Annotated in this window: 21 protein-coding genes; 6 read left to right on the top strand and 15 right to left on the bottom strand. The window is 63.5% G+C overall.

What is annotated here, in order from left to right:
• Positions 1 to 17 precede the first annotated feature (17 nt).
• The 10 genes from J3A71_RS02525 to J3A71_RS02480 all read right to left on the bottom strand — a co-directional run bounded on the left by J3A71_RS02525 (position 18) and on the right by J3A71_RS02480 (position 10,954).
• A complete protein-coding gene (locus J3A71_RS02525; protein ID WP_016489442.1) occupies positions 18 to 1,205 on the bottom strand; it encodes an ATP phosphoribosyltransferase regulatory subunit in 1,188 nt (395 codons plus the stop codon).
• Between the two features lie 301 nt (positions 1,206 to 1,506).
• Positions 1,507 to 2,376, bottom strand: coding sequence for a protease modulator HflC (gene hflC / locus J3A71_RS02520; RefSeq protein WP_012274454.1), 870 nt, complete (start codon positions 2,374 to 2,376; stop codon positions 1,507 to 1,509).
• Entirely contained in the window at positions 2,376 to 3,557 is a 1,182-nt protein-coding gene (gene hflK, locus J3A71_RS02515) for an FtsH protease activity modulator HflK (RefSeq protein ID WP_016489443.1), read from the bottom strand. The genes hflC and hflK overlap by 1 nt, the downstream gene beginning before the upstream one ends.
• A 96-nt stretch (positions 3,558 to 3,653) precedes the next feature.
• A complete protein-coding gene (gene hflX / locus J3A71_RS02510; protein ID WP_016489444.1) occupies positions 3,654 to 4,955 on the bottom strand; it encodes a ribosome rescue GTPase HflX in 1,302 nt (433 codons plus the stop codon).
• 12 nt (positions 4,956 to 4,967) lie between these two features.
• Complete coding sequence (gene hfq / locus J3A71_RS02505; RefSeq protein WP_016489445.1) at positions 4,968 to 5,228, bottom strand: RNA chaperone Hfq; 261 nt, start codon at positions 5,226 to 5,228, stop codon at positions 4,968 to 4,970.
• Between the two features lie 94 nt (positions 5,229 to 5,322).
• On the bottom strand, positions 5,323 to 6,294 hold the full coding sequence (miaA, locus tag J3A71_RS02500) for a tRNA (adenosine(37)-N6)-dimethylallyltransferase MiaA (RefSeq protein ID WP_023048022.1): 972 nt from the start codon (positions 6,292 to 6,294) through the stop codon (positions 5,323 to 5,325).
• A gap of 1 nt (position 6,295) precedes the next feature.
• Positions 6,296 to 8,194, bottom strand: coding sequence for a DNA mismatch repair endonuclease MutL (gene mutL, locus J3A71_RS02495; RefSeq protein ID WP_060516842.1), 1,899 nt, complete (start codon positions 8,192 to 8,194; stop codon positions 6,296 to 6,298).
• Positions 8,191 to 9,621 (bottom strand): N-acetylmuramoyl-L-alanine amidase, encoded by a 1,431-nt coding sequence (locus tag J3A71_RS02490; protein WP_016489448.1) that lies wholly within the window; start codon positions 9,619 to 9,621, stop codon positions 8,191 to 8,193. The genes mutL and J3A71_RS02490 overlap by 4 nt, the downstream gene beginning before the upstream one ends.
• Positions 9,622 to 9,632: 11 nt before the next feature.
• The gene (gene tsaE, locus J3A71_RS02485) at positions 9,633 to 10,106 is read right to left on the bottom strand and encodes a tRNA (adenosine(37)-N6)-threonylcarbamoyltransferase complex ATPase subunit type 1 TsaE (protein ID WP_016489449.1); all 474 of its coding nucleotides are present in this window, start codon (positions 10,104 to 10,106) and stop codon (positions 9,633 to 9,635) included.
• On the bottom strand, positions 10,094 to 10,954 hold the full coding sequence (locus tag J3A71_RS02480) for an NAD(P)H-hydrate dehydratase (RefSeq protein ID WP_024717362.1): 861 nt from the start codon (positions 10,952 to 10,954) through the stop codon (positions 10,094 to 10,096). The genes tsaE and J3A71_RS02480 overlap by 13 nt, the downstream gene beginning before the upstream one ends.
• Before the next feature lie 65 nt (positions 10,955 to 11,019).
• Here J3A71_RS02480 and queG point away from each other — a divergent pair, with 65 nt between their 5' ends.
• Entirely contained in the window at positions 11,020 to 12,084 is a 1,065-nt protein-coding gene (gene queG, locus J3A71_RS02475) for a tRNA epoxyqueuosine(34) reductase QueG (protein ID WP_023048990.1), read from the top strand.
• A 40-nt stretch (positions 12,085 to 12,124) separates the two neighbouring features.
• Here the strand turns inward: queG and J3A71_RS02470 are convergent, their stop codons facing one another.
• A complete protein-coding gene (locus J3A71_RS02470; protein ID WP_003249516.1) occupies positions 12,125 to 12,736 on the bottom strand; it encodes a trimeric intracellular cation channel family protein in 612 nt (203 codons plus the stop codon).
• 91 nt (positions 12,737 to 12,827) lie between these two features.
• Positions 12,828 to 13,370, bottom strand: a complete 543-nt coding sequence (gene orn, locus J3A71_RS02465; RefSeq protein WP_016489452.1) for an oligoribonuclease — start codon at positions 13,368 to 13,370, stop codon at positions 12,828 to 12,830.
• A 152-nt stretch (positions 13,371 to 13,522) separates the two neighbouring features.
• On the opposite strand from orn, the gene rsgA reads away from it, so the two are divergent.
• On the top strand, positions 13,523 to 14,554 hold the full coding sequence (gene rsgA / locus J3A71_RS02460) for a small ribosomal subunit biogenesis GTPase RsgA (RefSeq protein WP_016489453.1): 1,032 nt from the start codon (positions 13,523 to 13,525) through the stop codon (positions 14,552 to 14,554).
• Between the two features lie 174 nt (positions 14,555 to 14,728).
• Here rsgA and motB read toward each other — a convergent pair whose 3' ends face one another.
• Together motB and motA are read right to left on the bottom strand one after the other, a co-directional pair.
• A complete protein-coding gene (motB, locus tag J3A71_RS02455; protein ID WP_096426848.1) occupies positions 14,729 to 15,763 on the bottom strand; it encodes a flagellar motor protein MotB in 1,035 nt (344 codons plus the stop codon).
• 3 nt (positions 15,764 to 15,766) lie between these two features.
• Positions 15,767 to 16,618 (bottom strand): flagellar motor stator protein MotA, encoded by an 852-nt coding sequence (motA, locus tag J3A71_RS02450; protein ID WP_016489455.1) that lies wholly within the window; start codon positions 16,616 to 16,618, stop codon positions 15,767 to 15,769.
• 130 nt (positions 16,619 to 16,748) lie between these two features.
• Here motA and J3A71_RS02445 point away from each other — a divergent pair, with 130 nt between their 5' ends.
• From J3A71_RS02445 to asd, 3 genes are read left to right on the top strand one after another with little or no spacing between them, the layout of a single operon-like run.
• The gene (locus J3A71_RS02445) at positions 16,749 to 18,284 is read left to right on the top strand and encodes an HDOD domain-containing protein (RefSeq protein WP_023048988.1); all 1,536 of its coding nucleotides are present in this window, start codon (positions 16,749 to 16,751) and stop codon (positions 18,282 to 18,284) included.
• A gap of 44 nt (positions 18,285 to 18,328) precedes the next feature.
• Positions 18,329 to 19,138: a rhodanese-like domain-containing protein gene (locus tag J3A71_RS31260; protein WP_016489457.1), complete on the top strand. Its 810-nt coding sequence runs from the start codon at positions 18,329 to 18,331 to the stop codon at positions 19,136 to 19,138.
• A gap of 9 nt (positions 19,139 to 19,147) precedes the next feature.
• Positions 19,148 to 20,011: an archaetidylserine decarboxylase gene (gene asd, locus J3A71_RS31255; RefSeq protein WP_024717361.1), complete on the top strand. Its 864-nt coding sequence runs from the start codon at positions 19,148 to 19,150 to the stop codon at positions 20,009 to 20,011.
• A gap of 108 nt (positions 20,012 to 20,119) precedes the next feature.
• Here asd and serB read toward each other — a convergent pair whose 3' ends face one another.
• Positions 20,120 to 21,334 (bottom strand): phosphoserine phosphatase SerB, encoded by a 1,215-nt coding sequence (serB, locus tag J3A71_RS02435; RefSeq protein WP_060516846.1) that lies wholly within the window; start codon positions 21,332 to 21,334, stop codon positions 20,120 to 20,122.
• Positions 21,335 to 21,468: 134 nt separating this feature from the next.
• Here serB and J3A71_RS02430 point away from each other — a divergent pair, with 134 nt between their 5' ends.
• Positions 21,469 to 22,923, top strand: coding sequence for an AhpA/YtjB family protein (locus J3A71_RS02430; protein ID WP_016489460.1), 1,455 nt, complete (start codon positions 21,469 to 21,471; stop codon positions 22,921 to 22,923).
• The last annotated feature ends 94 nt before the right edge of the window (positions 22,924 to 23,017 follow it).

Below are 23,017 nucleotides of genomic sequence, written 5' to 3'. Positions count from 1 at the left end.
GTTGCCGACGCAGAAACTCACTGGGCCAGCGGCAGAACCTGCCAGCGCCCGTCTTGCTGAATCAATTGCCGATCACAATCCGCCTCGAGAGCAGCACTCAACGGCTGGCCAGGCAGGGCCTGGACCACACGCTGGCCCTCGTTGCGCAACTGGCAGACTTGCTGCCAGAGGGCCGCGTCGCCACTGTCCGGCATCCAGATGCCGCCAGTTGGCAATACGACCTCCGCTCGCCCCAGTGTGACCAGGGTCTTCAAATCCGTGGAAAAACCGGTGGCCGGGCGGGCCCGGCCAAAGTCGGCGCCGATGTCGTCGTAGCGCCCGCCCTGGGCGATCGATTGACCCTCGCCCGGCACGAACACGGCAAACACCACGCCGGTGTGATAGTTGTAGCCGCGCAGCTCGCCAAGGTCGAAGTACAACGGCAGGTCCGGATAGCGCGACGTCAGGCGATCGGCGATCGCCAGCAGGTCGTCCAGCGCCGCCAGCACGCTGGCCGGGGCACGGCCCAGGCGCACGCGGGCTTCGGCCAGCACTTCACGGCCACCGCACAGCTCGACCAATGCACGCAGCATGTTGCCCAGGTCCTTCGGCAGGTCGGCGGTCAATGCCTGCACTTCATCGACGGCCTTGCGCTGCAGGGCGTCGAACAGCTGCTGCTCGACCGCACCGGACAAGCCGGCAGCACGGGCCAGGCCGCGGTAGATACCGACGTGGCCCAGGTCCATGTGTACGTCCGGCACATCGGCCAGTTGCAGCGTGGCCAGCATCAGGCTGATGACTTCCACGTCGCTGGTCGGGCTGGCATCGCCATACAGCTCGGCGCCTAGCTGGATCGGGCTGCGCGAGGTGGACAGTGCACGCGGCTGGGCGTGCAGCACGCTGCCGGCGTAGCACAGGCGGCTCGGGCCTTCACGGCGCAGGGTGTGCGCGTCGATGCGCGCCACCTGCGGGGTGAAGTCGGCGCGGAAGCCCATCAGGCGACCGGACTGCGGGTCCACTACCTTGAAGGTGCGCTGATCCAGGTCCTGGCCGGCGCCGGTGAGCAGCGACTCCAGGTACTCGATATGCGGGGTGACGACCAGCTCGTAGCCCCAACTCTGGAACAGGTCCAACACCTGGCGGCGCGCGATCTCGATGCGCGCGGCTTCAGGTGGCAGTACTTCCTCGATGCCATCTGGCAGCAGCCAGCGGTCTACCGTTGCCATTACGCCTTTTCCCCTCTGGTCCGGGCGGCTTGCCAGCTGGCGAGCCGTCAGTAAAGCCGGTATCGCGCACAGCAGCGGGCAGCACTGATCCCAGCGCAGCCACCGTACCCGATACCCTCGAATTGCCTTGCGAGCTGACCAAACCGTCAACTGGCGCTGTGCCAATCAACCTTTCAGACGCAAAAAAGCCGGGAAATTTCCCGGCTGCCTCATCATACACCCCTTTTCATTCAGGATGCACCCCGCCTGGTGTTTTAGCTGCCAGGCGGGGCACCGCTGCATGAAAATCAGGGCCTGAGCATCACGGCTTGCTCTTGTCCAGGTAACGGAAGAACTCGTTCTTCGGGTCCAGGACCAGCACGTCGCTCTTGCTCGAGAAGCTCTCGCGGTATGCCTGCAGGCTACGGTGGAACGCATAGAAATCAGCGTCCTGGCTGTAGGCCTTGGCATAGATGGCAGCCGCTTGGGCGTCGCCGTCACCACGGGTTTCTTCTGCTTCGCGGTAGGCCTCGGCCAGCAGCACACGGCGCTGGCGGTCGGCATCGGCACGAATACCTTCAGCCAGCTCGTTACCCTTGGCACGGTGCTCGCGAGCTTCACGCTCACGCTCGGTGCTCATGCGGTCGAACACGCTGCGGTTGACTTCCTTCGGCAGGTCGATGGCCTTGACGCGCACGTCGACCACCTCGATGCCCAGCTCTTTGTTGGCCATGCGGTTCAGCGATGCAGTGATGTCGGCCATCAGTGCGTCACGCTCACCGGAAACCACCTCGTGCAGGGTACGTTTACCGAACTGGTCGCGCAGGCCGCTTTCCAGACGACGCGACAGACGCTCGTCGGCGATCTGCTTCATGCCGGACGTGGCGGTGTAGAAGCGCTCGGCATCCTTGACGCGCCACTTGGCGTAGGCGTCGACCATCACCGCTTTTTTCTCCAGGGTCAGGAACCGCTGGGTCGGGGCGTCGAGGGTCATGAGGCGGGCGTCGAACTTGCGCACCTGGTTCACGTACGGAATCTTCACGTGCAGGCCGGGCTGAACATCTGCCTGGACCACCTTACCGAAGCGCAGCAGTACCGCACGTTCTGTTTGGGACACGATGTAGAAGCTGTTCCAGGCCACAATGGCCAGAACGACGGCGGCGATCAGGGCGATCAGCGATCTATTGCTCATCAGCGGCTCTCCCTAGTACGCAGCGGCTGCTGTTGCTGTTGCAGGTCCTGCGCCGCACGGGCGGCCGCATCGTTGGCCGATGGCGACACGCTGGTGGTTGGCGTGGACGGGTTGCGGCTGCCTTCGACCATCTTGTCCAGTGGCAGGTAAAGCAGGTTGTTCTGCCCGTCCTTGGTCGCCACCATGACCTTGCTCGAATTGCTGTAGACCTCTTGCATGGTCTCCAGGTACAGACGCTGACGGGTCACGTCAGGTGCCTTGTGGTACTCGGTAACCAGCTTGGTGAAGCGGTCGGCCTCACCCTTGGCCCGGGCGATGACTTCGTCGCGGTAACCGTTGGCGTCCTCGATGATGCGCTGGGCCTGACCACGGGCTTCCGGCACCACGCCATTGGCGTAGGACTCGGCCTGGTTGCGGGCACGCTGCTCGTCTTCGCGGGCACGGATCACGTCGTCGAAGGCTTCCTGCACTTCACGCGGGGCTGCCGCGCTCTGTACGTTGACCTGGGTAACGGTGATACCGGTACGGTAGTTGTCGAGGAAGCGCTGCAGACGTTCGCGGATATCCACGGCCATCTGTTCACGGCCTTCGGTGAGCACCTGGTCCATCGAGGTGGAACCCACCACGTGGCGCAGGGCACTGTCGGTCGCGTGCTGCAGGCTCACCTCAGGCTGGTCGACGTTAAGCACGAAGTCCTGCAGGTTGCTGATCTTGTACTGGACGGTCAGCGGTACCTCGACGATGTTCTCGTCTTCGGTCAGCATCTGGCCCTGCTTGGTATAGGCACGCTCACGCGTGACGTTTTCCATGTACTTGCGATCAATCGGCGGGAAGTAGATGTTCAGGCCGGGACCGACCGTCTCGTGGTACTTGCCGAAGCGCAGCACCACGGCCTGCTCCTGCTCGTCGACCACGTACACGGCACTGTACAGCCAGATGGCAGCCAGCACCGCCAGGCCTATGCCCAGCAGGCCAAGGCCACCGCCCTTGCCGACATTGCGGTCACCGCCGCCACGTTTCTTGTTACCGCCGAACATGCCATTCAGGCTGTCCTGCAGTTTGCGGAAGGCCTCGTCCAGATCCGGCGGACCTTTCTTGTCACCACCACCGCCACCGCCACCACGGCGGCCGCCCCAGGGATCCTGATTGTTCGAGTTGCCACCCGGCTCGTTCCAAGCCATAGCGCTCTCCATCTGATAAAGCAAAGACGCGCCCACGGCGCGCCGTCCAATGCTACAGAATGCCTGTCACTGCTGCCCGGCGACCTCGACGAGCATTTATTGCAAAGTGTGTTGCTCGACAAACACTTGCGGCTCCATGCCTTCGCGGCTGACCAGGCGATTCAATTCGACCCTGGGCAGTCGCACGCTCAGCAGGCTGCGCCCTTCTTCATCATGCTCTTCACTCTGCACGGCACCCAGAGCAAAGAATTGCGCGCGCAAGCGGGCAAAACGCTGCTCCAGGCACAGGGTACCGACAAACAGATCATCCCCCAGCAACTCGGCAATCGCCTGACCAACCAGCTCCAGACCACGCCCATCACGTGCCGATACCCAGACCCGTTCCGGCTTGCCGTCGGCATTGCGCTGGATCTGTGGCTCGACATCTTCGAGCAGGTCGAGTTTGTTATACACCTCAAGGATCGGCAAGCCTTCAGCGCCAATCTCACCCAACACGGCCAGCACCTGCTCGATCTGCTCCATGCGCTCTGGCTCATGGGCGTCGATCACGTGCAGCAGCAGGTCGGAGTTGCTCGACTCTTCGAGCGTAGCCCGAAAAGCCTCGACCAGCTTGTGCGGCAGGTGGCGAATGAAGCCCACGGTGTCGGCAAGCACGATCGGCCCCAGGTCGTCGAGCTCGAGCCGGCGCAGGGTCGGGTCGAGGGTGGCGAACAGCTGGTCCGCGGCGTACACCTCGGATTCGGTCAGGGCGTTGAACAGCGTGGACTTGCCGGCGTTGGTGTAACCCACCAGCGATACTGAAGGGATATCCGCGCGCTTGCGCCCGCGACGCGCCTGCTCACGCTGGCTGCGTACCTTCTCCAGGCGTGACTTGATCTGGCGAATGCGCACCCGCAACAGGCGGCGGTCGGTTTCCAGCTGGGTTTCACCCGGGCCACGCAGGCCGATACCACCTTTTTGTCGCTCAAGGTGGGTCCAGCCACGCACCAGCCGCGTGCTCATGTGATCAAGCTGGGCCAGTTCGACCTGCAGCTTGCCTTCATGGGTACGCGCCCGTTGGGCGAAAATATCGAGGATCAGCCCGGTACGATCGAGCACACGGCACTCGAACACACGTTCAAGGTTGCGCTCCTGACTGGGCGTAAGGGTGTGATTGAAAATCACCAGGTCTACCTGTTCGGCATGGACCAGGTCGTGCAATTCCTCGACCTTGCCGCTGCCAATCAGGTATTTGGCCGTGGGCTGATGCCTTGTCACTGTCACCAGCGAGACGATGTCCGCCCCGGCCGACAATGCCAGCTCCCGAAACTCCTGCGGATCTTCGCGCGCCTCAGGGTTCTGACCTTCCAAGTGAACGAGCAACGCCCGCTCACCACCACCGTGGCGCTCAAAGAACAATGCAGGCTCCTATCAGGCGTTGCCTGGCTCGCTGTCGCCGAGGTCGGAATCGGACGGGCTTGGCAGGCGAACCGGACGGGCAGGCACTACAGTCGAAATGGCGTGTTTGTAGACCATTTGGCTGACGGTGTTCTTCAGCAGTACCACGAACTGGTCGAACGATTCGATCGAGCCCTGCAATTTGATGCCGTTGACCAGGTAGATGGATACCGGAACCTTTTCTTTTCTCAAGGTGTTCAAGTAAGGGTCTTGTAGCGAATGCCCTTTTGACATATGCCGCACTCCTGTAAGGATAAATAATAGAAAATCAAGAAAATCGATAAATTAGGCCGCCCCTTCGCAAGAATAGACGGCAATCAGCAGGGACTCAGCTCAATATGGAGATGGCCCCAAGGTATTTCAAGGTGCGGGACAGATTGTCGCAGGCCATGCTGTCAAGCCAGTGCACATCAGGCCAGCCACGCAACCAGGTGAACTGCCGCTTGGCCAGCTGCCGGGTAGCAATGATACCGCGTTCTCGCATCTCATTCTCAGTCAGCGTGCCGTCCAGGTAATCCCAGACCTGCCGATACCCCACAGCCCGTATAGACGGCAGCCCGGCGTGCAAGTCACTTCTGGCTCGCAGCGATCGGACCTCGTCAACGAAGCCCTGTTCCAACATCTGCGAAAATCGTAACGCAATTCGCTGATGCAAAATGTGACGATCTGTAGGAGCAATCGCCAAACTCGCGACAGTATAGGGCAAATGTCCGCCAGCGCCTGCGTCTGCGGCGCGACTTTCCGCGAATTGACGCTGGCGATGGGCTGTCATGCTCTCACCGCTCACCCGATACACTTCCAGCGCGCGGATTAGCCGCTGCGGGTCGTTGGGGTGGATGCGCGCCGCCGATTCCGGGTCGACCTCGGCCAATTGGCGGTGCAGTTCGGCCAGCCCCAGCGCCTCGGCTTGGGCTTCCAGGTCGGCCCGCACCGCAGCGTCAGCTGCCGGCATGTCGGCCAGGCCGTCGATCAACGCCTTGTAATAGAGCATGGTGCCGCCTACCAGCAGCGGGATCTTGCCACGCGCGGTGATGTCGGCCATGGCCTCCAGGGCATCGGCGCGAAATTGCGCGGCCGAATAGCTCTCGGCCGGGTCGCGGATGTCGATCAGCCGGTGCGGGTGGGCAGCCAGGATTTCTTTGGACGGCTTGGCCGAACCGATGTCCATGCCGCGATAGACCAGCGCCGAGTCGACGCTGATCAGCTCGCACGGCAGCACTTTGGTCAGTTCGATAGCCAGGTCGGTCTTGCCCGCCGCCGTCGGGCCCATCAGGAATATTGCAGGGGGCTTGCCGCTCATTTCATCGACCGCGCAGGAAGAGTTTGTCCAGATCGTCCAGGCCCATCTGGGTCCAGGTGGGACGGCCATGATTGCACTGGCCACTGCGCTCGGTATTTTCCATGTCGCGCAGCAGGGCATTCATTTCAGGAATGGCCAGGCGCCGATTGGCGCGCACGGCGCCGTGGCAGGCCATGGTGCCAAGCAATTCATTGAGGTGCGCCTGAATACGGTCGCTGGTGCCGTACTCCATCAGGTCGGCGAGCACATCCTGAACCAGGCGGTTGGCCTCGGCCTGCTTGAGCAAGGCCGGAATCTGGCGTATCGCCAACGTCTCGGGGCCCAGGCGCTGCAGTTCGAAGCCCAGGCGCTGGAACCACTGCGCATGCTCTTCGGCGCAATCAGCTTCACGCTGGCTCAGGGCCAGGGTTTCGGGCACCAGCAGCGGCTGGCCGCTAAGGCCTTCGCTGGCCATGGCCACCTTGAGGCGCTCGTACATGATGCGCTCGTGAGCAGCGTGCATGTCCACCAGCACCAGGCCAACCGCGTTCTCGGCCAGGATATAGATGCCCTTGAGCTGCGCCAGTGCGTAGCCCAGCGGGGGAATATCACCCTGGCTTTCGGGCAACGTCGTGACCGGTGCCGCACCGCCTTCCAGCGGTTTGTAGAACTCGCGATACACCGCCTGTGCCTCGGCGGCCGGCAGCGGCTGCGAAGGGCGTGGGGTGTATTGATACTGGTAACCGGCGCCACTGCCGCCGTTGGAGATCGCATGCTGCGGCGCCTGAGGCCGTTCAAGCACTGGCGAAGCCAGGCGCATTTCGCCCTGTGGGCCGAACTCACCGGCCTGCTGACCGGTGGGGCGGATCAGCTCAGGTACGGCGGCAGGCGCGGCCAACTGGTCTTCCGGACGCACATCGGCCAATGCGCGGTGCAGGGTGCCATACAGGAAGTCGTGCACCGAGCGCCCCTCGCGGAAGCGCACTTCGTGCTTGGTCGGGTGCACATTGACGTCGACGCCGTTGGGTTCCAGCTCCAGGAACAGCACGAATGTGGGGTGCCGACCATTGAACAGCACGTCACGGTAGGCCTGGCGCACAGCGTGGGCAACAAGCTTGTCGCGCACCGCACGGCCATTGACGAAGAAGTACTGCAGGTCTGCCTGGCTGCGCGAGAAGGTCGGCAGGCCAACCCAGCCCCACAGGCGCAGGCCGTTGCGCTCGACGTCGATCGGCAGCGCCTGCTCCATGAAACCGGGGCCGCAAATGGCGCCTACCCGCCGCGCCCGGGCCGTTTCGTCATGGGCCTCGTGCAGGCTGAGGATGCTCTTGCCGTTGTGGCGCAGATGAAAGCCGACGTCGAAACGCGCCAGTGCCAGCCGGCGGATCACTTCCTGCAGGTGATCGAACTCGGTTTTCTCGGCCTTCAGGAATTTGCGCCGCGCCGGGGTATTGAAGAACAGATCGCGAACTTCTACCGAGGTACCCACCGGGTGCGCCGCCGGCTGCACGCGCGGGGTCATGTCACGGCCTTCGGTTTCGACCTGCCAGGCCTCGCTGGCATTGGCGGTACGCGAAGTCAGGGTCAGGCGCGCCACCGAACTGATCGACGCCAGGGCCTCGCCACGGAAACCCAGGCTCAATACCCCTTCAAGGTCTTCCAGCTCGCGAATCTTGCTGGTGGCGTGACGGGCCAGGGCCAGCGGCAGGTCGTCAGCAGAAATACCACTGCCATCGTCCCGCACCTTGAGCAACTTGACGCCGCCCTGCTCCACGTCCACGTCGATACGTCGGGCACCGGAGTCCAGGCTGTTTTCCAACAGCTCCTTGGCAACCGAGGCCGGCCGCTCGACTACCTCACCGGCGGCGATCTGGTTGGCCAGCCGCGGGCTGAGCAGCTGGATGCGCGAACCGCCACTCATTGCGCGGCCAATGTGGTAGCAGGGATGTCGAGGCGCTGGCCGACCTTCAGCTCATCCGTCTTGAGGCTGTTGGTGTTGCGCAGGCTGGCCACGCTGACCTGGTAACGCACGGCGAGCATCGCCAGGGTCTCGCCAGGGCGCACTGTGTGCTCACGTGGGCCGGCGGCAAGCTTGCCGGTATCACGCAGCCAGGCAATATAGGTACCCGGCGGCGGGTTCTGCTGGAAGTACTGGCGCACACCGGTATGGATCGAACGGGCCAAGGCCTGCTGATGGCTGGCGGTGGCCAGCTTGGCGGCTTCGTTGTTGTTCGAGATGAACCCGGTTTCAACGAGGATCGACGGAATATCTGGCGACTTCAGCACCATGAAGCCGGCCTGTTCCACACGCTGCTTGTGCAGCGAGGTGACACGGCCCATGTTGCCCAGCACCTTCTGCCCCACATTGAGGCTGGAGCTGAGCGTGGCAGTCATCGACAGGTCCAGCAGCACGCCGGCCAGCATCCGGTCCTTGTCATCGAGGCTGACGTTGCCAGCACCGCCGATCAGGTCAGAACGGTTTTCCGTGTCGGCAAGCCAGCGCGCGGTCTCGGAGGTGGCGCCGCGGTCAGACAGGGCGAACACCGAGGCACCAAATGCAGCACGCGACGGCGCGGCGTCGGCGTGAATCGAGATGAACAGGTCGGCCCCCTTCTTGCGGGCGATTTCCGTGCGTTTGCGCAGCGGAATGAAGTAATCGCCCGTACGGGTCAGCTCGGCACGAAAGCCTCTTTCGCTGTTGATCTGGCGCTGGAGCTCTTTGGCAATCTGCAGCACGATGTCTTTTTCATGCTGGCCACGCGAACCGGACGCACCCGGGTCTTCGCCACCGTGGCCGGCGTCGATGGCAACCACGATTTCACGCTTGCCGCTAGGCACCGGCGGCAACTTGATGGCGGGCTGGGCCGGGGATACCGGCACCGCTGGCGTGGTCGCCGGCGTCTGCACCGGCACGGGCGCCGGAGGTGGCGCGCTGGCCGCAATGGCGTCGGCTTCCTGATCGTACAGGTCGACCACCAGGCGATTGCCGTATTGGGCATTCGGCGCCAGCGTAAAGCTTTTCGGGGTGACCGACTTTTTCAGGTCTACCACCACCCGTAGATCGGTGGGGGTGCGCTGGGCTGAACGCACGCTACTGATCGGCGTGTTGGAGGTGGCCACGTTCAATGGCGCGGCCAGCGTGGCGCCATTGATGTCGATAACCAGACGATCAGGCGCGCTCAAGGTGAAGACGCTGTGCTGCACGGGGCCAGACAGGTCGAAGACCAGCCGCGTGTTGTCTGGCGCGCGCCACAGGCGCACGCTCTTGACTTGAGTGACGGCCAGAGCGTCAACGGTCACCGTTGTCAGCAGCAGCCCAACGATGGCAACCAGTGCGCGTATGCGCATACCTACCCCACTTACTGTTTATAGTGTTTGGCCAGTGCCACGCACCAGGCCTCGCCGCGAGCCCCCTGCGGCGAAAGGATCAGCGAGCGTCCGCCCGCTTGGGGGGTCATGGTAATGGTCAGGTCAGGCTTTGGCAAAACGCCCGCACCCTTTTGTGGCCACTCGAACAGGCAGAGCGGGTCGCCTTCGAAATAGTCACGGATTCCCATGAACTCCAGTTCCTCCGGATCGACCAGGCGATACAGGTCGAAGTGGAAGGCCCGCACCTCACCGATTTCGTAGGGTTCGACCACGGTGAAGGTCGGGCTTTTCACTGCACCCGTATGGCCCAGGCCACGGATCAGCCCTCGGGAAAGCGTAGTCTTGCCCGCACCCAGGTCGCCTTCAAGAAAGATCACGCCGCGACCGCCGGTCACCTCAGCCAGGGCTGCGCCAAACTTGACCGTGGCATCTTCATCGGCCAGAAACAGGGTTATGCCAGACACGCAGAATGCTCCTCCAGAAACTCACGAATGACCGGCGCCAGATCACTGGCCGCCAGGCCTCTACCTTGCACACCCAGCCGCTCCCCCGCACAGGCATGCAACCACACACCCAGCCCAGCGGCCTGCCAGGCGTCCAGCCCTTGGGCCAGCAAGGCCGCCAGCACACCGGTCAGCACATCGCCAAAGCCGGCCCCGGCCATCGCCGGGTGGCCTCGCTCGCACAGCATCAGTTGCCCGGCGGGGTCGGCGACCAGGGTACCGGCCCCCTTGAGCACGCAGACGCTGTTGTAACGGCGCGCCAGCTTGCGCGCAGCGCCCTGGCGGTCGGCCTGCACCGCCTCGGTGGAAATGCCCAGCAGCCGCGCCGCCTCCCCCGGGTGCGGGGTGAGGATACTGCCACTGGGCAGGGCCAGGGGGGTACGCGCCAGCAAATTCAGGGCATCGGCGTCCCATACCTGCGGCTGCTCGGCGTTGGCCACTGCCGACAGCAGGCTACGCCCCCACGCCGCTTGCCCCAGCCCCGGGCCAACCACCAGTACCGAGGCGCGCTCCAGCACGCCCATCAGCTGGTTGGCCGAGCTGACACCCAGGCACATGGTTTCGGGCAGACGGGCCAGGCTCGCGCCGACATGCTCAGGGCGCGTCGCCACGCTGACCAGCCCGGCGCCACAGCGCAGGGCGGCTTCAGCGCTTAACAGCACAGCGCCGCCTGTGCCAAGGTCGCCACCGACCACCAGTACATGACCGAAGTCGCCTTTATGGGCATGCGCATGCCGTGTCGGCAGGTGCGCGACGGTCACGCTGCTGAGCAGTTGCGGGGCATGGCTGGGGTGTTTGGTCTGCGGCATGGGGTCAAAGGCTCCATTGTCTGGCAGAATTATACGCACCTGAGCCCGTATTGCCTTACCCATCCATGTCCAGCTGCACACCTGACCTCGCCCAACTGGCCCAATCGATCAAGATTTGGGGCCAGGAACTCGGTTTTGCCCATGTCGGCATCGCCGGGGTCGACCTTGGCGAACACGAACACCACCTGCAGCGCTGGCTCGATGCCGGCTACCAGGGCGAAATGGAGTACCTGGGCGCGCACGGCAGCAAGCGCTCGCACCCCGACCAACTGATTCCCGGCACGGTGCGGGTGGTCTCGCTGCGCATGGACTACCTGCCCGGCGACACACAGATGGCGCAGCGCCTGGCGCAGCCGGAAAAGGCCTACATATCGCGCTATGCGCTGGGCCGGGACTACCACAAGCTGGTGCGCAAGCGCGTACAGTTCCTGGCCGACCGCATTCAGGAGGCTATCGGCCCGTTCGGTTACCGCGCATTCGTCGATAGCGCCCCGGTGCTGGAGAAGGCCCTGGCCGAACAGGCCGGGCTGGGCTGGATCGGCAAGAACACCTTGCTGCTCAACCGCAAGGCGGGCAGTTACTTCTTTCTTGCCGAGCTGTTTGTGGACCTGCCGTTGCCGGTGGACGAAGCGACCACCAGCGAGCATTGCGGGCGCTGCCAGGCCTGCCTGGACATTTGCCCGACCCAGGCATTTGTCGGGCCTTATGTGCTGGACGCCCGGCGTTGCATCTCATACCTCACCATCGAACTGAAGGGCGCGATCCCTGTCGAGTTGCGGGCAATGATGGGCAACCGGGTGTTCGGTTGCGATGACTGCCAGATCGTCTGCCCCTGGAACCGTTTTGCCAAGCACAGCCAGGAACAGGACTTCCAGCCACGGCATGGGCTGGAGAATGCCGAGTTGGCGCAGATGTTCCTGTGGGATGAACGTACCTTCCTGCGCAAGACCGAGGGCGGGCCGCTGCGGCGGGCGGGGTATGAGCGGTTCTTGCGCAACCTGGCGGTGGGGTTGGGCAATGCGCCTTCCACCATTCCTGTGATCGAGGCCCTGAAGGCCCGCCGCGAGGATGAATCAGAACTGGTGCGCGAGCATGTGGCGTGGGCTTTGGCCCGGCACAACATCCAGTAACCACCCGCCCCACAAAGACTGCATCAGGGCTGAAAATGACCTACTGCTGGTCGTTGTAGTGGAACTTGGGCATTTCCCAGTGGAAGCGGATAGCCAGCAACCGCACCAGAAACCCGCCAAACAAGGTCAGCAGCATCGCCTGCTCTGCCGGCACCTTGAAATACACGCACCCCAGGTAGAACCAGGCCGCCGCAAACGACACGCTGGCATACAGCTCACGGCGGAACACCAGTGGAATGTCGTTGCAGAAGATATCGCGCAAGATCCCACCAAACACCCCGGTGATCACCCCGCTGATCGACGCCACCAGCATGCCCTGCCCCATCTCGAGTGCAGTCATGCAGCCAATCAAGGTAAAGGCCACCAACCCCAGGGCATCGAGCACCAGAAACAGCGAGCGCAGGCGGCGCATCATTGGCGCAATGAAGATGGTCAGCAACGCCGCAAAGCTGGTCAGCACCAGGTATTCCGGGTGCTTCACCCAGGTCAGCGGGTAATGCCCGAGCAGCACGTCGCGCACCGAGCCGCCGCCCAGGGCGGTGACGCAGGCGATCAGCACCACGCCGAACCAGTCCATGCCGCGGCGCCCGGCAGACAGCGCGCCGGTCATGGCTTCGGCGGTGATAGCGATGAGGTAGAGCATCAACAACATGGCGCGGGTCCGTGCAGGAAAGGCGCGCAGTCTAACCAGTTGCCCAAGGCACCAAAAGGGGGCGCAGATACAATATCTGCGCCTTGTGGGCTCACAGTTTGATGAAGTGCTCGCGGTAGTGACGCAGCTCGGCGATCGATTCGCGGATATCGTCCAGCGCCAAATGGGTGTTGCCCTTCTTGAAGCTGTCACGCACGCCCGGCGCCCAGCGCGCGGCCAATTCCTTCAGGGTGGAGACATCCAGGTTGCGGTAGTGGAAGTAGTTTTCCAGGTTGCGCATGTGGCGATAGAGGAAGCGGCGGTCCTGGCAGATGCTGTTGCCGCAGATCGGCGACTTGCCTTTGGGCACCCACTGCTCGAGGAAGGCGATGGTCTGCGCTTCGGCTTCTGCCATGCTGAGCTTGCTCTCGCGCACGCGCTGGGTCAGGCCCGAAGCACCGTGGGTACGGGTGTTCCATTCGTCCATGCGCGCCAGCACTTCGTCACTGTGATGGATGGCGATCACCGGCCCTTCAGCCAGGGTGTTCAGCTCGCTGTCGGTAACGATGGTGGCCATCTCGATGATGACATCACTGTCCGGATCCAGGCCGGTCATTTCCAGGTCGATCCAGATCAGGTTCTGTGGGTTTTGCATGCAGGGGCTCCTCATATAGGCCGTCATATTAGCCTAGTGGTCAAAGCAAACCCATTCACTGCATCAAAGGTAAGCGGAATGGTCCAGCGCCTGGCGTGCTAAACTGCCAGCCGTTTTCAATGCCCTACCCGGGCCTTTCTCACGGTACCTTCATGGCCAAACGCCAGCTCAATCGCCGCCAAAACTGGCGGATCGAAAAAATCCAGGGCGAGCGCGCCGCTCGCGCCGCCAAACGCGAGCAGCATGCGCTGCAGGAACTGGAGGGCGGCGACCTGGGGCCCGAGCAACTGGGCCTGGTGATCGCGCACTTCGGCGTGCAGGTAGAAGTTGAAGCCCAGGATGGCGAAACCGCAGGCCAGGTGTTCCGCTGCCATTTGCGGGCCAACCTGCCGGCGCTGGTCACCGGCGACCGTGTCGTGTGGCGTGCGGGCAACCAGGGCATTGGCGTGATCGTGGCGCAGATGCCACGCAGCACCGAGCTGTGCCGGCCGAACAACCACGGGCAACTCAAGCCGGTGGCAGCCAACGTCGACCTGATCGTGATCGTGTTCGCCCCGGCACCGGAGCCGCACCCGAACCTGATCGACCGCTACCTGGTAGCGGCCGAGCACGCCGGCCTGCGGCCGCTGCTGCTGCTGAACAAGGCCGACCTGATCAACGACGAGAACGGCCCCGGCCTGCATGCGCTGCTGGAGGTTTACCGCGAACTGGGCTACCCGCTGCTGGAAGTATCGGCACACCAGGGCGACGGCATGCAGCGCCTGCAGCAACTACTTGACGGCCACATCAGTGTGTTCGTCGGCCAGTCCGGGGTGGGCAAGTCGTCGCTGGTCAACAGCCTGCTGCCGGACGCGGGCACCCGTGTCGGCGACCTGTCGGAATGGTCTGGCCAGGGCACCCACACCACCACCACGGCACGGCTGTACCACTTCCCTAATGGCGGCGACCTGATCGACTCGCCGGGCATCCGTGAGTTTGGCCTTGGCCATGTCAGCCGCGACGACGTGGAAGATGGCTTCATCGAGTTCCGCGACCTGTTCGGCACCTGCCGCTTCCGCGACTGCAAGCATGACCGCGAACCGGGCTGCGCGCTGCTCAAGGCACTGGACGAGGGGCGCATCACGCCGCAACGCATGAACAGCTACCGCTCGATCATCGCCAGCCTGACAGAAGACAGCTACTGAAACGCTTGAAATGAAAGCTGCCGCGATCCCCTGTGGGAGCGGCTTTAGCCGCGAACACCGGCAACGCCGGTGCCATCCACCGCGCTGGATGCTTCGCGGGTAAACCCGCTCCCACACTGATCGCGCCAGCGTTCAGGTTTTGTGTAGAGCAGTCGCCCGCACAAAAAAAGCCGTTTACTGCTCCTTGGCCTCATCCATCTTCAGCGTGCCATCTTCAAAGATGTTCAGCTTCTGGCGCAGCTCACGCGGCTGCATCGGCGCTTGTTCCGCTGCCCCTGGGGCATCCGGCACGCCAGCCCCTGGCGCAGCGCCAGTGGCTGGCGGTGCAGCAGGGTCGGCGGCCGGCGCTTCGGGCGCACCCTGCTCACCCTCGATATTGCGCTGGGCCTTCTTGGTCAGCACGATGATATCGATACGGCGGTTGACCGGGTTGAACGGGTCCTTGCGGTCAAACAGCGACGACGAGGCATAACCCACCACCCGCGCCACCTGACCATCCGGGTAACCACCGGCTACCAGTGCACGGCGCGCAGCGTTGGCACGGTTGGCCGACAACTCCCAGTTGCCGAACTCGCCACTGCCGGCATACGGCTTGGCATCGGTGTGGCCGCTGATGCTGATCTTGTTCGGCACCGCCTTGATGGTGTCGGCCATGGCCAGCAGGATGTCTTCAAAGTACGGCTGCAAGCGGGCGCTACCGATGTCGAACATCGGCCGGTTCTCGGCATCCATGATCTGGATGCGCAGGCCGTCCTGGGTGATCTCGAACAGGATCTGGTCCTTGAACTTCTGCAGCTGCGGGTTCTCTTCTACCTTGTTCTGCAGCTCCTGCAGCAGCAACTCCAGGCGCTCGCGCTCGACCTGCTCGGCCATGGTCTCGACCTGGTCCTTGCTCAGCTGGGTCCTGGACTCGGGCATCGGCTCGGATTTGACTTCCGGGTTGATGGTTTTTTCCGGTGCCAGTTCAGGTGAGCCACCCAGGTCGATGACATAGGGCGTGCCGCTTTCCGAGAAGCCGATCGGGTCCTTGAAGTAGCCGGCAATGGCGATTTTCTGCTCCGGGGTGGCTGTGGACATCAACCACAGCACCAGGAAGAACGCCATCATTGCCGTAGCAAAGTCGGCAAAGGCGATTTTCCAGGCGCCGCCGTGGTGGCCGCCGCCAAAGCGTTTGACGCGCTTGACGATGATGGGCTGGTTGTTTTCCATGACTCAGCGACCGCGAACCGCTTGTTCCAGCTCGGCGAAACTTGGGCGGTGCATGGGGTACAGCACCTTGCGCCCGAACTCGACGGCCAGCGAAGGCGGCATGCCCGAGGCCGAGGCGACCAGCGAAGCCTTGATCGATTCGTAGAGGTTCAGCTCCTCCTTGGCATCGTGCTCCAGGCACTTGGCCAACGGGCCGAAGAAGCCATAGGCAGCCAGGATACCGAAGAAGGTACCGACCAGCGCCGCACCCACGTGCATGCCGATGGCCGCCTGGTCGCCCTCGCCCAGCGAGGCCATGGTCACCACGATACCCAGTACCGCCGCGACAATACCGAAACCGGGCATGCCGTCAGCGATGCCGGTCACCGCATGGGACGGGTGCTCCAGCTCTTCCTTCATGCTCAGCAGCTCCATGTCGAACAGGCCCTCGAGTTCGTGCGGGGCCATGTTGCCGGTGGACATGATGCGCAGGTAGTCGCAGACAAACGCGGTCATGCGCTCATCGGCCAGTACTGTCGGGTACTTGGCGAAGATCGGGCTGGCGGCGGCGTCCTCGATGTCGGCCTCGATGGCCATCATGCCTTCGCGACGGCTCTTGTTGAGGATCTCGTACACCAGGCCCAGTACCTCCAGGTAGTAGGCGTGGGTGAAGCGCGAGCCGAACATCTTCATCGACTTCTTGATGACGTGCATGGTCATGTGGCCAGGGTTGGCCTGCAGGAATGCACCAAAGGCGGCACCGCCGATGATCAGAACTTCGAACGGCTGGATCAGCGCCGCGATCTTGCCGTGGGAGAGCACGTAGCCGCCGAGCACGCTCGCGAATACGACGATGATGCCGATAATTTTAGCCATAGGTTCAAAGCACTTGCTGTCGTGGTCAGGGGAAGAGACGGGAGCTTTAAAACTCTTCTTCTACTTATCGGCAGAACTGCGCCAGACTATAGCCACTCAATGCGAAAAGCCAGTTCGGACTGATGTCAAAATGCCAATCGAAACCAAGGTGCCCGCTCAGGCCCCGCGTACGCTAGAGGCCTGGGTAAAGCTGCTAGAGAGTGTTCGCATCCCCGTGCCGAAGCACAGCTACGACCGGGTCATGGCTGCCATTCACGACAGCCGCCGCTCGCTGCGCGATATCGCCGAACTGATGCAAGATAGCCCGGCGCTGGTGCTTTCGGTGATGCGCGAAGCAAACCATCCCACCAACGCCAGCCAGGCCGAGCCCGCCGAAAGCCTGGAGGTGGCCCTGAATCGCCTGGGGCTGGAGCGCAGCGAGCAACTGCTCAAGCGCCTGCCCGCGCTGCCCGTCGAAGAAATACCGCCCGTACTGAGCCAGTTCCAGCTGATCAGCCAGCACGCCTCGCAGCAGGCCAGCGGCCTGTTTGCCAGCCGCCTGGCACGCCTGTGGCAGGAAATTCACTGGGGAAGCCTGCTTTTCCTGTCTCCACTGTGGCCGCTGGCACTGGCCTACCCCAAGCTGCTTGACACCTGGGAGCTTCGGGTTATCCACAAGGGCGAGGACGCCGCCTTGGTAGAGGATGAGCTGTTTGGCGTGCGCATCATGGCGCTGTGCCAGACCATGGCGGAGTACTGGCGCCTGCCGCAGTGGGTGACACAAGGTTACCGCCTGCTGCTGGAAGAACGCGATCAACTGGCCCTGGTGCTCAACATCGCCCGCGACGAAGACCTGCTCAGCCAGCAACACCGCCTGGACGCCGAGCCTGGCCTGCGCCGCTGGTTCAACCAGCCGGCCAACACCGTGCTGCTGGCCAACAACCTTGCGCTGGCGGCGCAAGTGGGCTGGGACAACCCGCACCTGCTGCGCTGGCAGCTGCTGACTGCGCTGTACCTGCAAACTTCGCTGGAAGATGTGCAGCAGCAAGTACACCAGCAGGCTGCCGCCAGCGCCCGCCGCCACGCCAGGCATGCCCTGTTCCACCCGGCCGAGGCCCTGATCTGGCCCTGGCACCAGCGCCGCCCGCACCCGGACATGCTGGCGCCGCCACCGCCCAGCAGCGACGACCTGGCGCGCTGGCGCAAGCTGTGCCAGGACTTGTTGGCACAGCCCAGCCCGTTCACCAACACCGTGCACCTGGCTACCCAGGCCCGCGAAGCCCTGCTGGCCTGCGGCATGCAACGCATCATGCTGCTGAGCCTGGACAAGGCCAGCGACAGCCTGCGCGTGCAGCAGATTGCGGGGCTACCCAACGAGGCAGGTGCCTTGGCCTTGCCGGTGTCACAAAACAAACTGCTGCAAAAGCTGATGGCCCAGGCCGGGCAACTGCGCATCACTCCGGAAAACCACAGCCAGTTCTCGGCCTTGCTGCCAGCCCCGCTACGTGCCCTGTTCCGCAGCGAGCACGTGCTGCTGCGCTCGCTGGCGGTGAATGACCAGGTTCTTATGCTGATGGTGGCCGACCAAGGCTGCCGGCCTTTGGCCGACATCAGCGTGCAGGCCTTCGGCAAGACCGCACAATGCACAGAGCGGGCACTGTCGGTGTTTGCCAACCGCAAGGGCTGAGCCTTGCGCTACAATCGCCCCTCTTTCCACACTGGAGACCGTGGATGACTGACTTTTCCGGCCTGCCCCTGGTGATCGAAGCGGCTGACCTGCTGCCACGCCTGGGTTCGCCACAGCTGATCCTGGTCGACCTGAGCAGTGCCAACCGCTATGTCAGCGGGCACATCCCCGGCGCACGCTTTGTCGAAGGCAAGCGTACCCAGCTTGGCCAGCCTCCTGCCCCCGGCCTGCTGCCGCCGCAGGGCGAGCTGGAAAAACTGTTCAGCGAGCTCGGCCACCGCGACGACGCCGTCTATGTGGTGTACGACGATGAAGGCGGTGGCTGGGCCGGGCGCTTCATCTGGCTGCTCGACGTGATTGGCCACAAGGCGTATCACTACCTCAATGGCGGTATCCAGGCCTGGCCGGCAGACACGCTGTCCACCGAAGTGCCCGCCAGCAGCAACAGTCCGGTGCACCTGCGTATCGACAACGCGCCCACCGCCACCCGCGAGTACCTGCAAAGCCGCCTGGGCGCCGATGACCTGGTCATCTGGGACGCTCGCGGCCCGCAGGAATTCAACGGCGAGAAGGTACTGGCAGCCAAGGGCGGTCACATCCCCGGCGCTATCAACTTCGAGTGGACAGCCGGCATGGACCTCAACGACAACCTGCGCATTCGCCAGGACATCAAACAAGTCCTCGCGCAACTGGGCATCACTCCTGACAAGGAAGTGATCACCCACTGCCAGACCCACCGCCGCTCCGGCTTCACTTATCTGGTGGCCAAGGCCCTGGGCTACCCACGCGTCAAGGCCTACGCCGGCTCGTGGAGCGAATGGGGCAACCACCCGGACACGCCTGTAGAAGTTTAAGGAACCTGCATGAAATCCCGTTTGTTCATCATCAGCCAGTACCTGCTGCCGCACCACCTGCTGTCGCGGCTGGCCGGCTGCATTGCCGAGTGCCGCGTGCGCTGGTTCAAGAATGCCTTTACCGCCTGGTTCGCCAAGCGCTATCAGGTCAACATGTCTGAAGCCCTGGTCGAGGACTTGAGCGCTTATGAGCACTTCAATGCGTTCTTCACCCGCGCCCTGAAGCCGGGCGCCCGCCCGCTGGACGAAACCCCAGGCGCCATCCTGTGCCCGGCCGACGGTGCCGTCAGCCAGCTCGGCCCGATCGAGCACGGTCGCATCTTCCAGGCCAAGGGCCACGGTTTCAGCGCGCAAGAGCTGCTGGGCGGCGACCCGGCCATGGCAGCGCCGTTCATGGGCGGCGAGTTTGCCACGATCTACCTCTCGCCCAAGGACTACCACCGCGTGCACATGCCGCTGGCCGGCACCCTGCGCGAAATGGTCTATGTGCCGGGTCGTCTGTTCTCGGTCAACCAGACCACCGCAGAGAACGTTCCCGAGCTGTTTGCCCGCAACGAACGCGTGGTCTGCCTGTTCGACACCGAGCGCGGGCCGATGGCCGTGGTGCTGGTGGGTGCGATGATCGTCGCCTCGATCGAAACCGTGTGGGCTGGATTAGTGACGCCGCCCAAGCGTGAGCTGAAGACCTTCCGTTACGACGAAGCCAGCCGTGCGCCGATCCACCTGGAGAAAGGTGCCGAGCTGGGCCGCTTCAAGCTGGGCTCGACCGCCATTGTGCTGTTCGGGCCGGAGCAGGTGAAGTGGGCAGAGAACCTGGGCGCTGGTTCTGCAGTGCGCATGGGGCAACTGTTGGCGGCGCCTGCACAGGCTTGATTGCGGTTTTTGCTTTGGGATGCATGTCGCGGTTTATTTTGCGCCTGTGAGATCGAGCGCCGCCCGCGCGGCGCTCGATCTCACAGGCGCTGAAGATTAAACGGCAAACTAGCCGCGGGCGTCGCGGTCGCGCAGGCCCAGCAGGTACAGCACGCCATCCAGCCCCAGGGTGGAAATCGCCTGCTTGGCAGACTGGCGCACCAGCGGCTTGGCGCGGAACGCTACGCCCAGGCCGGCCAGCGACAGCATCGGCAGGTCATTGGCGCCATCGCCCACGGCAATGGTCTGCTCCAGCTGCAAGCCTTCTTCGTGGGCCAGCTTTTGCAGCAGCTCGGCCTTGCGCTGGGCATCGACGATCGGCTCGACAGCTACGCCGGTCACTTTACCGTCGACCACTTCCAGCTCGTTGGCAAACACATAGTCGATGCCCAGGCGCGCCTGCACCTGGCGAGCGAAGTAGGTAAAGCCACCGGACAGGATCGCGGTCTTATAACCCAGGCGCTTGAGCTCGGCGAACAGGTTTTCGGCACCCTCGGTCAGGCGCAGCGAGGCACCGATTTCGTCCAGCACACCCACATCCAGGCCCTTGAGCAGCGCCATGCGCTCCTTGAAGCTGGCGCGGAAGTCCAGCTCACCGCGCATGGCCCGCTCAGTGATGGCCGCCACCTGCTCACCCACGCCGGCCGCCTTGGCCAGTTCGTCGATGACTTCGGCTTCGATCAGCGTCGAGTCCATGTCGAACACCGCCAGGCGGCGGTTACGGCGGAACAGGTCGTCCTTCTGGAAGGCGATATCGACGCTCAGCGCTTCGGCCAGGGCAAAGAAGTCGGCACGCAGGGCCTGGGCATCGCTCGGTGCGCCACGCACGGAGATCTCGATGGCCGCCTTGCCTTTTTCGGTTTCGGCATCCAGCGCCACGCGCGCAGACAAACGCTCGATGCGCTCGATGGTGAGCCCGTACTGGCTGATCACCGCACTCACCCGCTGCAGTTGCTCGGGGGTGATCTTGCGGCTGAGCAGGGTGACGATGTGGCGCGCTTCACCTTGGCCGTCAGCCCAGTGCTGGTAGTCGGCCTCGGAAATAGGCGTGTAGCGGGCCTGCAGGTTCAGTTCGTGGGCCTTGGCCTGTACGCTTTGCAGCAGGGCGGTAGCCACTTCGTTGTCGGGGATGTCGACCAGGATACCGAACGACAAAGTGCCGTGCATGACTGCCAGGCCTATGTCGAGGATGCTCACACCGCCCTGCAGCAGGACGCCGGTGATTGCCGCAGTGAGACCGGGACGGTCCTCACCGGTGATGTTGATCAGGACGATTTCGCGCACAACCTGGCTCCGACTTCGATGAAAAATGCGCATTCTACCGATTTTCCGTGACCATCGGGCGCCAACGATACTTTGCCGACAAAACCGGGGTCGCTATACTGCCCCACACTTTCTGCCATTAAGAGCCGAGCTCAGTGAACCGGCCCACGCCCGTCAAACCAGACAATTTCTTCCTGATGATCTATCGTGCCCTGAGTCAACGCCGCGTGCCGCTGGCATTGCGCATCGCCTGCACCAACATCTTCCTGGTCGCGCTGGCGTTGGTGATCTATGCCTGCGTGATGGGCCTGCAGTTCAAGCAGGCCATGCACGAGCAGGCCGATGCCCTTGGCCAGAGCCTGACCACCCAGACCGCCACCTCGGCGACCGAGCTGCTGGTGTCCAACGACATCCTCAGTCTCAATGTGCTGCTGGGCAACCTGGTGAAAAACCCGCTGGTGGCCCACGCGGCTATCTATAGCGTGGACAACCGTATCCTCGCCGAAGCCGGCCAGCGCCCGCGCAATAGCCTGCTGGGCGAGGCCGAGGGCCTGTACCAGACCAAGATCACCTTCCAGGACGTGACAGCCGGGCAACTGCGCATCAGCCTGGACATGAGCCAGTTCCAGCAACCGATGCTGATCAGCCTGCAGAGCATGGGGATCATGGCGGCCATCCTGTTGGCCCTGGCCCTCAGCCTGAGCCTGCGACAGGGCCGTTTCATCACCCTGCCGCTGCTGCAGTTGCGGGTGTGGCTGCGTGACCCGCAACCCTATACCCCGGCCACAGACCGCCAGGACGAGATCGGCGACATCGCGCGCCAGCTGCATGCGCGCCTGGCCCCGCCGCCACCGCCGGAGCCAGAGCTTGAGGAGGAGGACGACGAGCATTTCGACGACTTCCACGACACAGCACCGGCCTCCACGGCTGCGTCGCGTCCCAGGGTTGCCGCATTGGCTGAGGAGGATGACGACGCCTTTGCCGGCCTGCTGGACGACGACAGTGCGCCCAAAGCCGCCCCGGTCGAGTCTGACGAGCCGCAGTACAGCGCCGTACTTGCCGTGCAACTGGGCTCGCAGGAACAACTGCGCCGTTTGCCCCGCACACGCCTGACCGAGCTGACCGAACGCTACCGCGATTGCCTGGAGCATGCAGCCTCGCTCTATGACGGTGAAACCCACACGCTCAACGACGGCAGCACCTTGGTGCTGTTCCACAGCCGCGACTGTGGCGAGGACTACCTGACCAACGCCATCTGCTGCGGTGAGCTGTTGCGCGCCTTGGGTCATGCCCTGCAGATCGAAGTGGCTGACAGCGGCATCACCCTTCAGCTGCAGCTGGGCCTGGTCCTGGGCAACGACCTGCAAGGGCTGGAGCTGGTGGACCTGCTGATGACCGAAAAGGCCCAGGATGCCCTGGCGCTGTCACAGCACAGCCGCAACCTGTTGCTGGTGGAGCGGCAGATCAGCGATGACGCGCTGATTCGCCAGCGCGCCCGCATTCGCCCGATTGCCAGCCCAGAAGGCGCCTGCTGTGTGGAGCGCTTGATGGAGCCTTACCCGTCGATGCTGGAGCGCCAGCTGGCCCGCATGCACGAACGCCGCGCCTGACAGTTTCCCCCTGTGGGAGCGGGCACGCCCGCTCCCACAAAGTCCGTATCTATCCTTTAGATACAAAAAAGCCCGCAACCTATGCGGGCTTTTT

It is taken from the genome of Pseudomonas sp. PvP089 (genome assembly GCF_017875165.1).
GTDB lineage: Bacteria > Pseudomonadota > Gammaproteobacteria > Pseudomonadales > Pseudomonadaceae > Aquipseudomonas > Aquipseudomonas fortuita.
Note: the sequence above shows the minus strand (reverse complement) of the source record. Positions and strands in the feature narration are given on the sequence as shown.

Bases quoted from the DNA above. Each gene is read 5' to 3' on its own strand.
- J3A71_RS02525 (WP_016489442.1), bottom strand. From the start codon at position 1,205: ATGGCAACGGTAGACCGCTGGCTGCTGCCAGATGGCATCGAGGAAGTA.
- hflC (WP_012274454.1), bottom strand. From the start codon at position 2,376: ATGAGCAATAGATCGCTGATCGCCCTGATCGCCGCCGTCGTTCTGGCC.
- hflK (WP_016489443.1), bottom strand. From the start codon at position 3,557: ATGGCTTGGAACGAGCCGGGTGGCAACTCGAACAATCAGGATCCCTGG.
- hfq (WP_016489445.1), bottom strand. From the start codon at position 5,228: ATGTCAAAAGGGCATTCGCTACAAGACCCTTACTTGAACACCTTGAGA.
- miaA (WP_023048022.1), bottom strand. From the start codon at position 6,294: ATGAGCGGCAAGCCCCCTGCAATATTCCTGATGGGCCCGACGGCGGCG.
- mutL (WP_060516842.1), bottom strand. From the start codon at position 8,194: ATGAGTGGCGGTTCGCGCATCCAGCTGCTCAGCCCGCGGCTGGCCAAC.
- J3A71_RS02490 (WP_016489448.1), bottom strand. From the start codon at position 9,621: ATGCGCATACGCGCACTGGTTGCCATCGTTGGGCTGCTGCTGACAACG.
- J3A71_RS02480 (WP_024717362.1), bottom strand. From the start codon at position 10,954: ATGCCGCAGACCAAACACCCCAGCCATGCCCCGCAACTGCTCAGCAGC.
- queG (WP_023048990.1), top strand. From the start codon at position 11,020: ATGTCCAGCTGCACACCTGACCTCGCCCAACTGGCCCAATCGATCAAG.
- J3A71_RS02470 (WP_003249516.1), bottom strand. From the start codon at position 12,736: ATGTTGTTGATGCTCTACCTCATCGCTATCACCGCCGAAGCCATGACC.
- orn (WP_016489452.1), bottom strand. From the start codon at position 13,370: ATGCAAAACCCACAGAACCTGATCTGGATCGACCTGGAAATGACCGGC.
- rsgA (WP_016489453.1), top strand. From the start codon at position 13,523: ATGGCCAAACGCCAGCTCAATCGCCGCCAAAACTGGCGGATCGAAAAA.
- motB (WP_096426848.1), bottom strand. From the start codon at position 15,763: ATGGAAAACAACCAGCCCATCATCGTCAAGCGCGTCAAACGCTTTGGC.
- motA (WP_016489455.1), bottom strand. From the start codon at position 16,618: ATGGCTAAAATTATCGGCATCATCGTCGTATTCGCGAGCGTGCTCGGC.
- J3A71_RS02445 (WP_023048988.1), top strand. From the start codon at position 16,749: ATGCCAATCGAAACCAAGGTGCCCGCTCAGGCCCCGCGTACGCTAGAG.
- J3A71_RS31260 (WP_016489457.1), top strand. From the start codon at position 18,329: ATGACTGACTTTTCCGGCCTGCCCCTGGTGATCGAAGCGGCTGACCTG.
- asd (WP_024717361.1), top strand. From the start codon at position 19,148: ATGAAATCCCGTTTGTTCATCATCAGCCAGTACCTGCTGCCGCACCAC.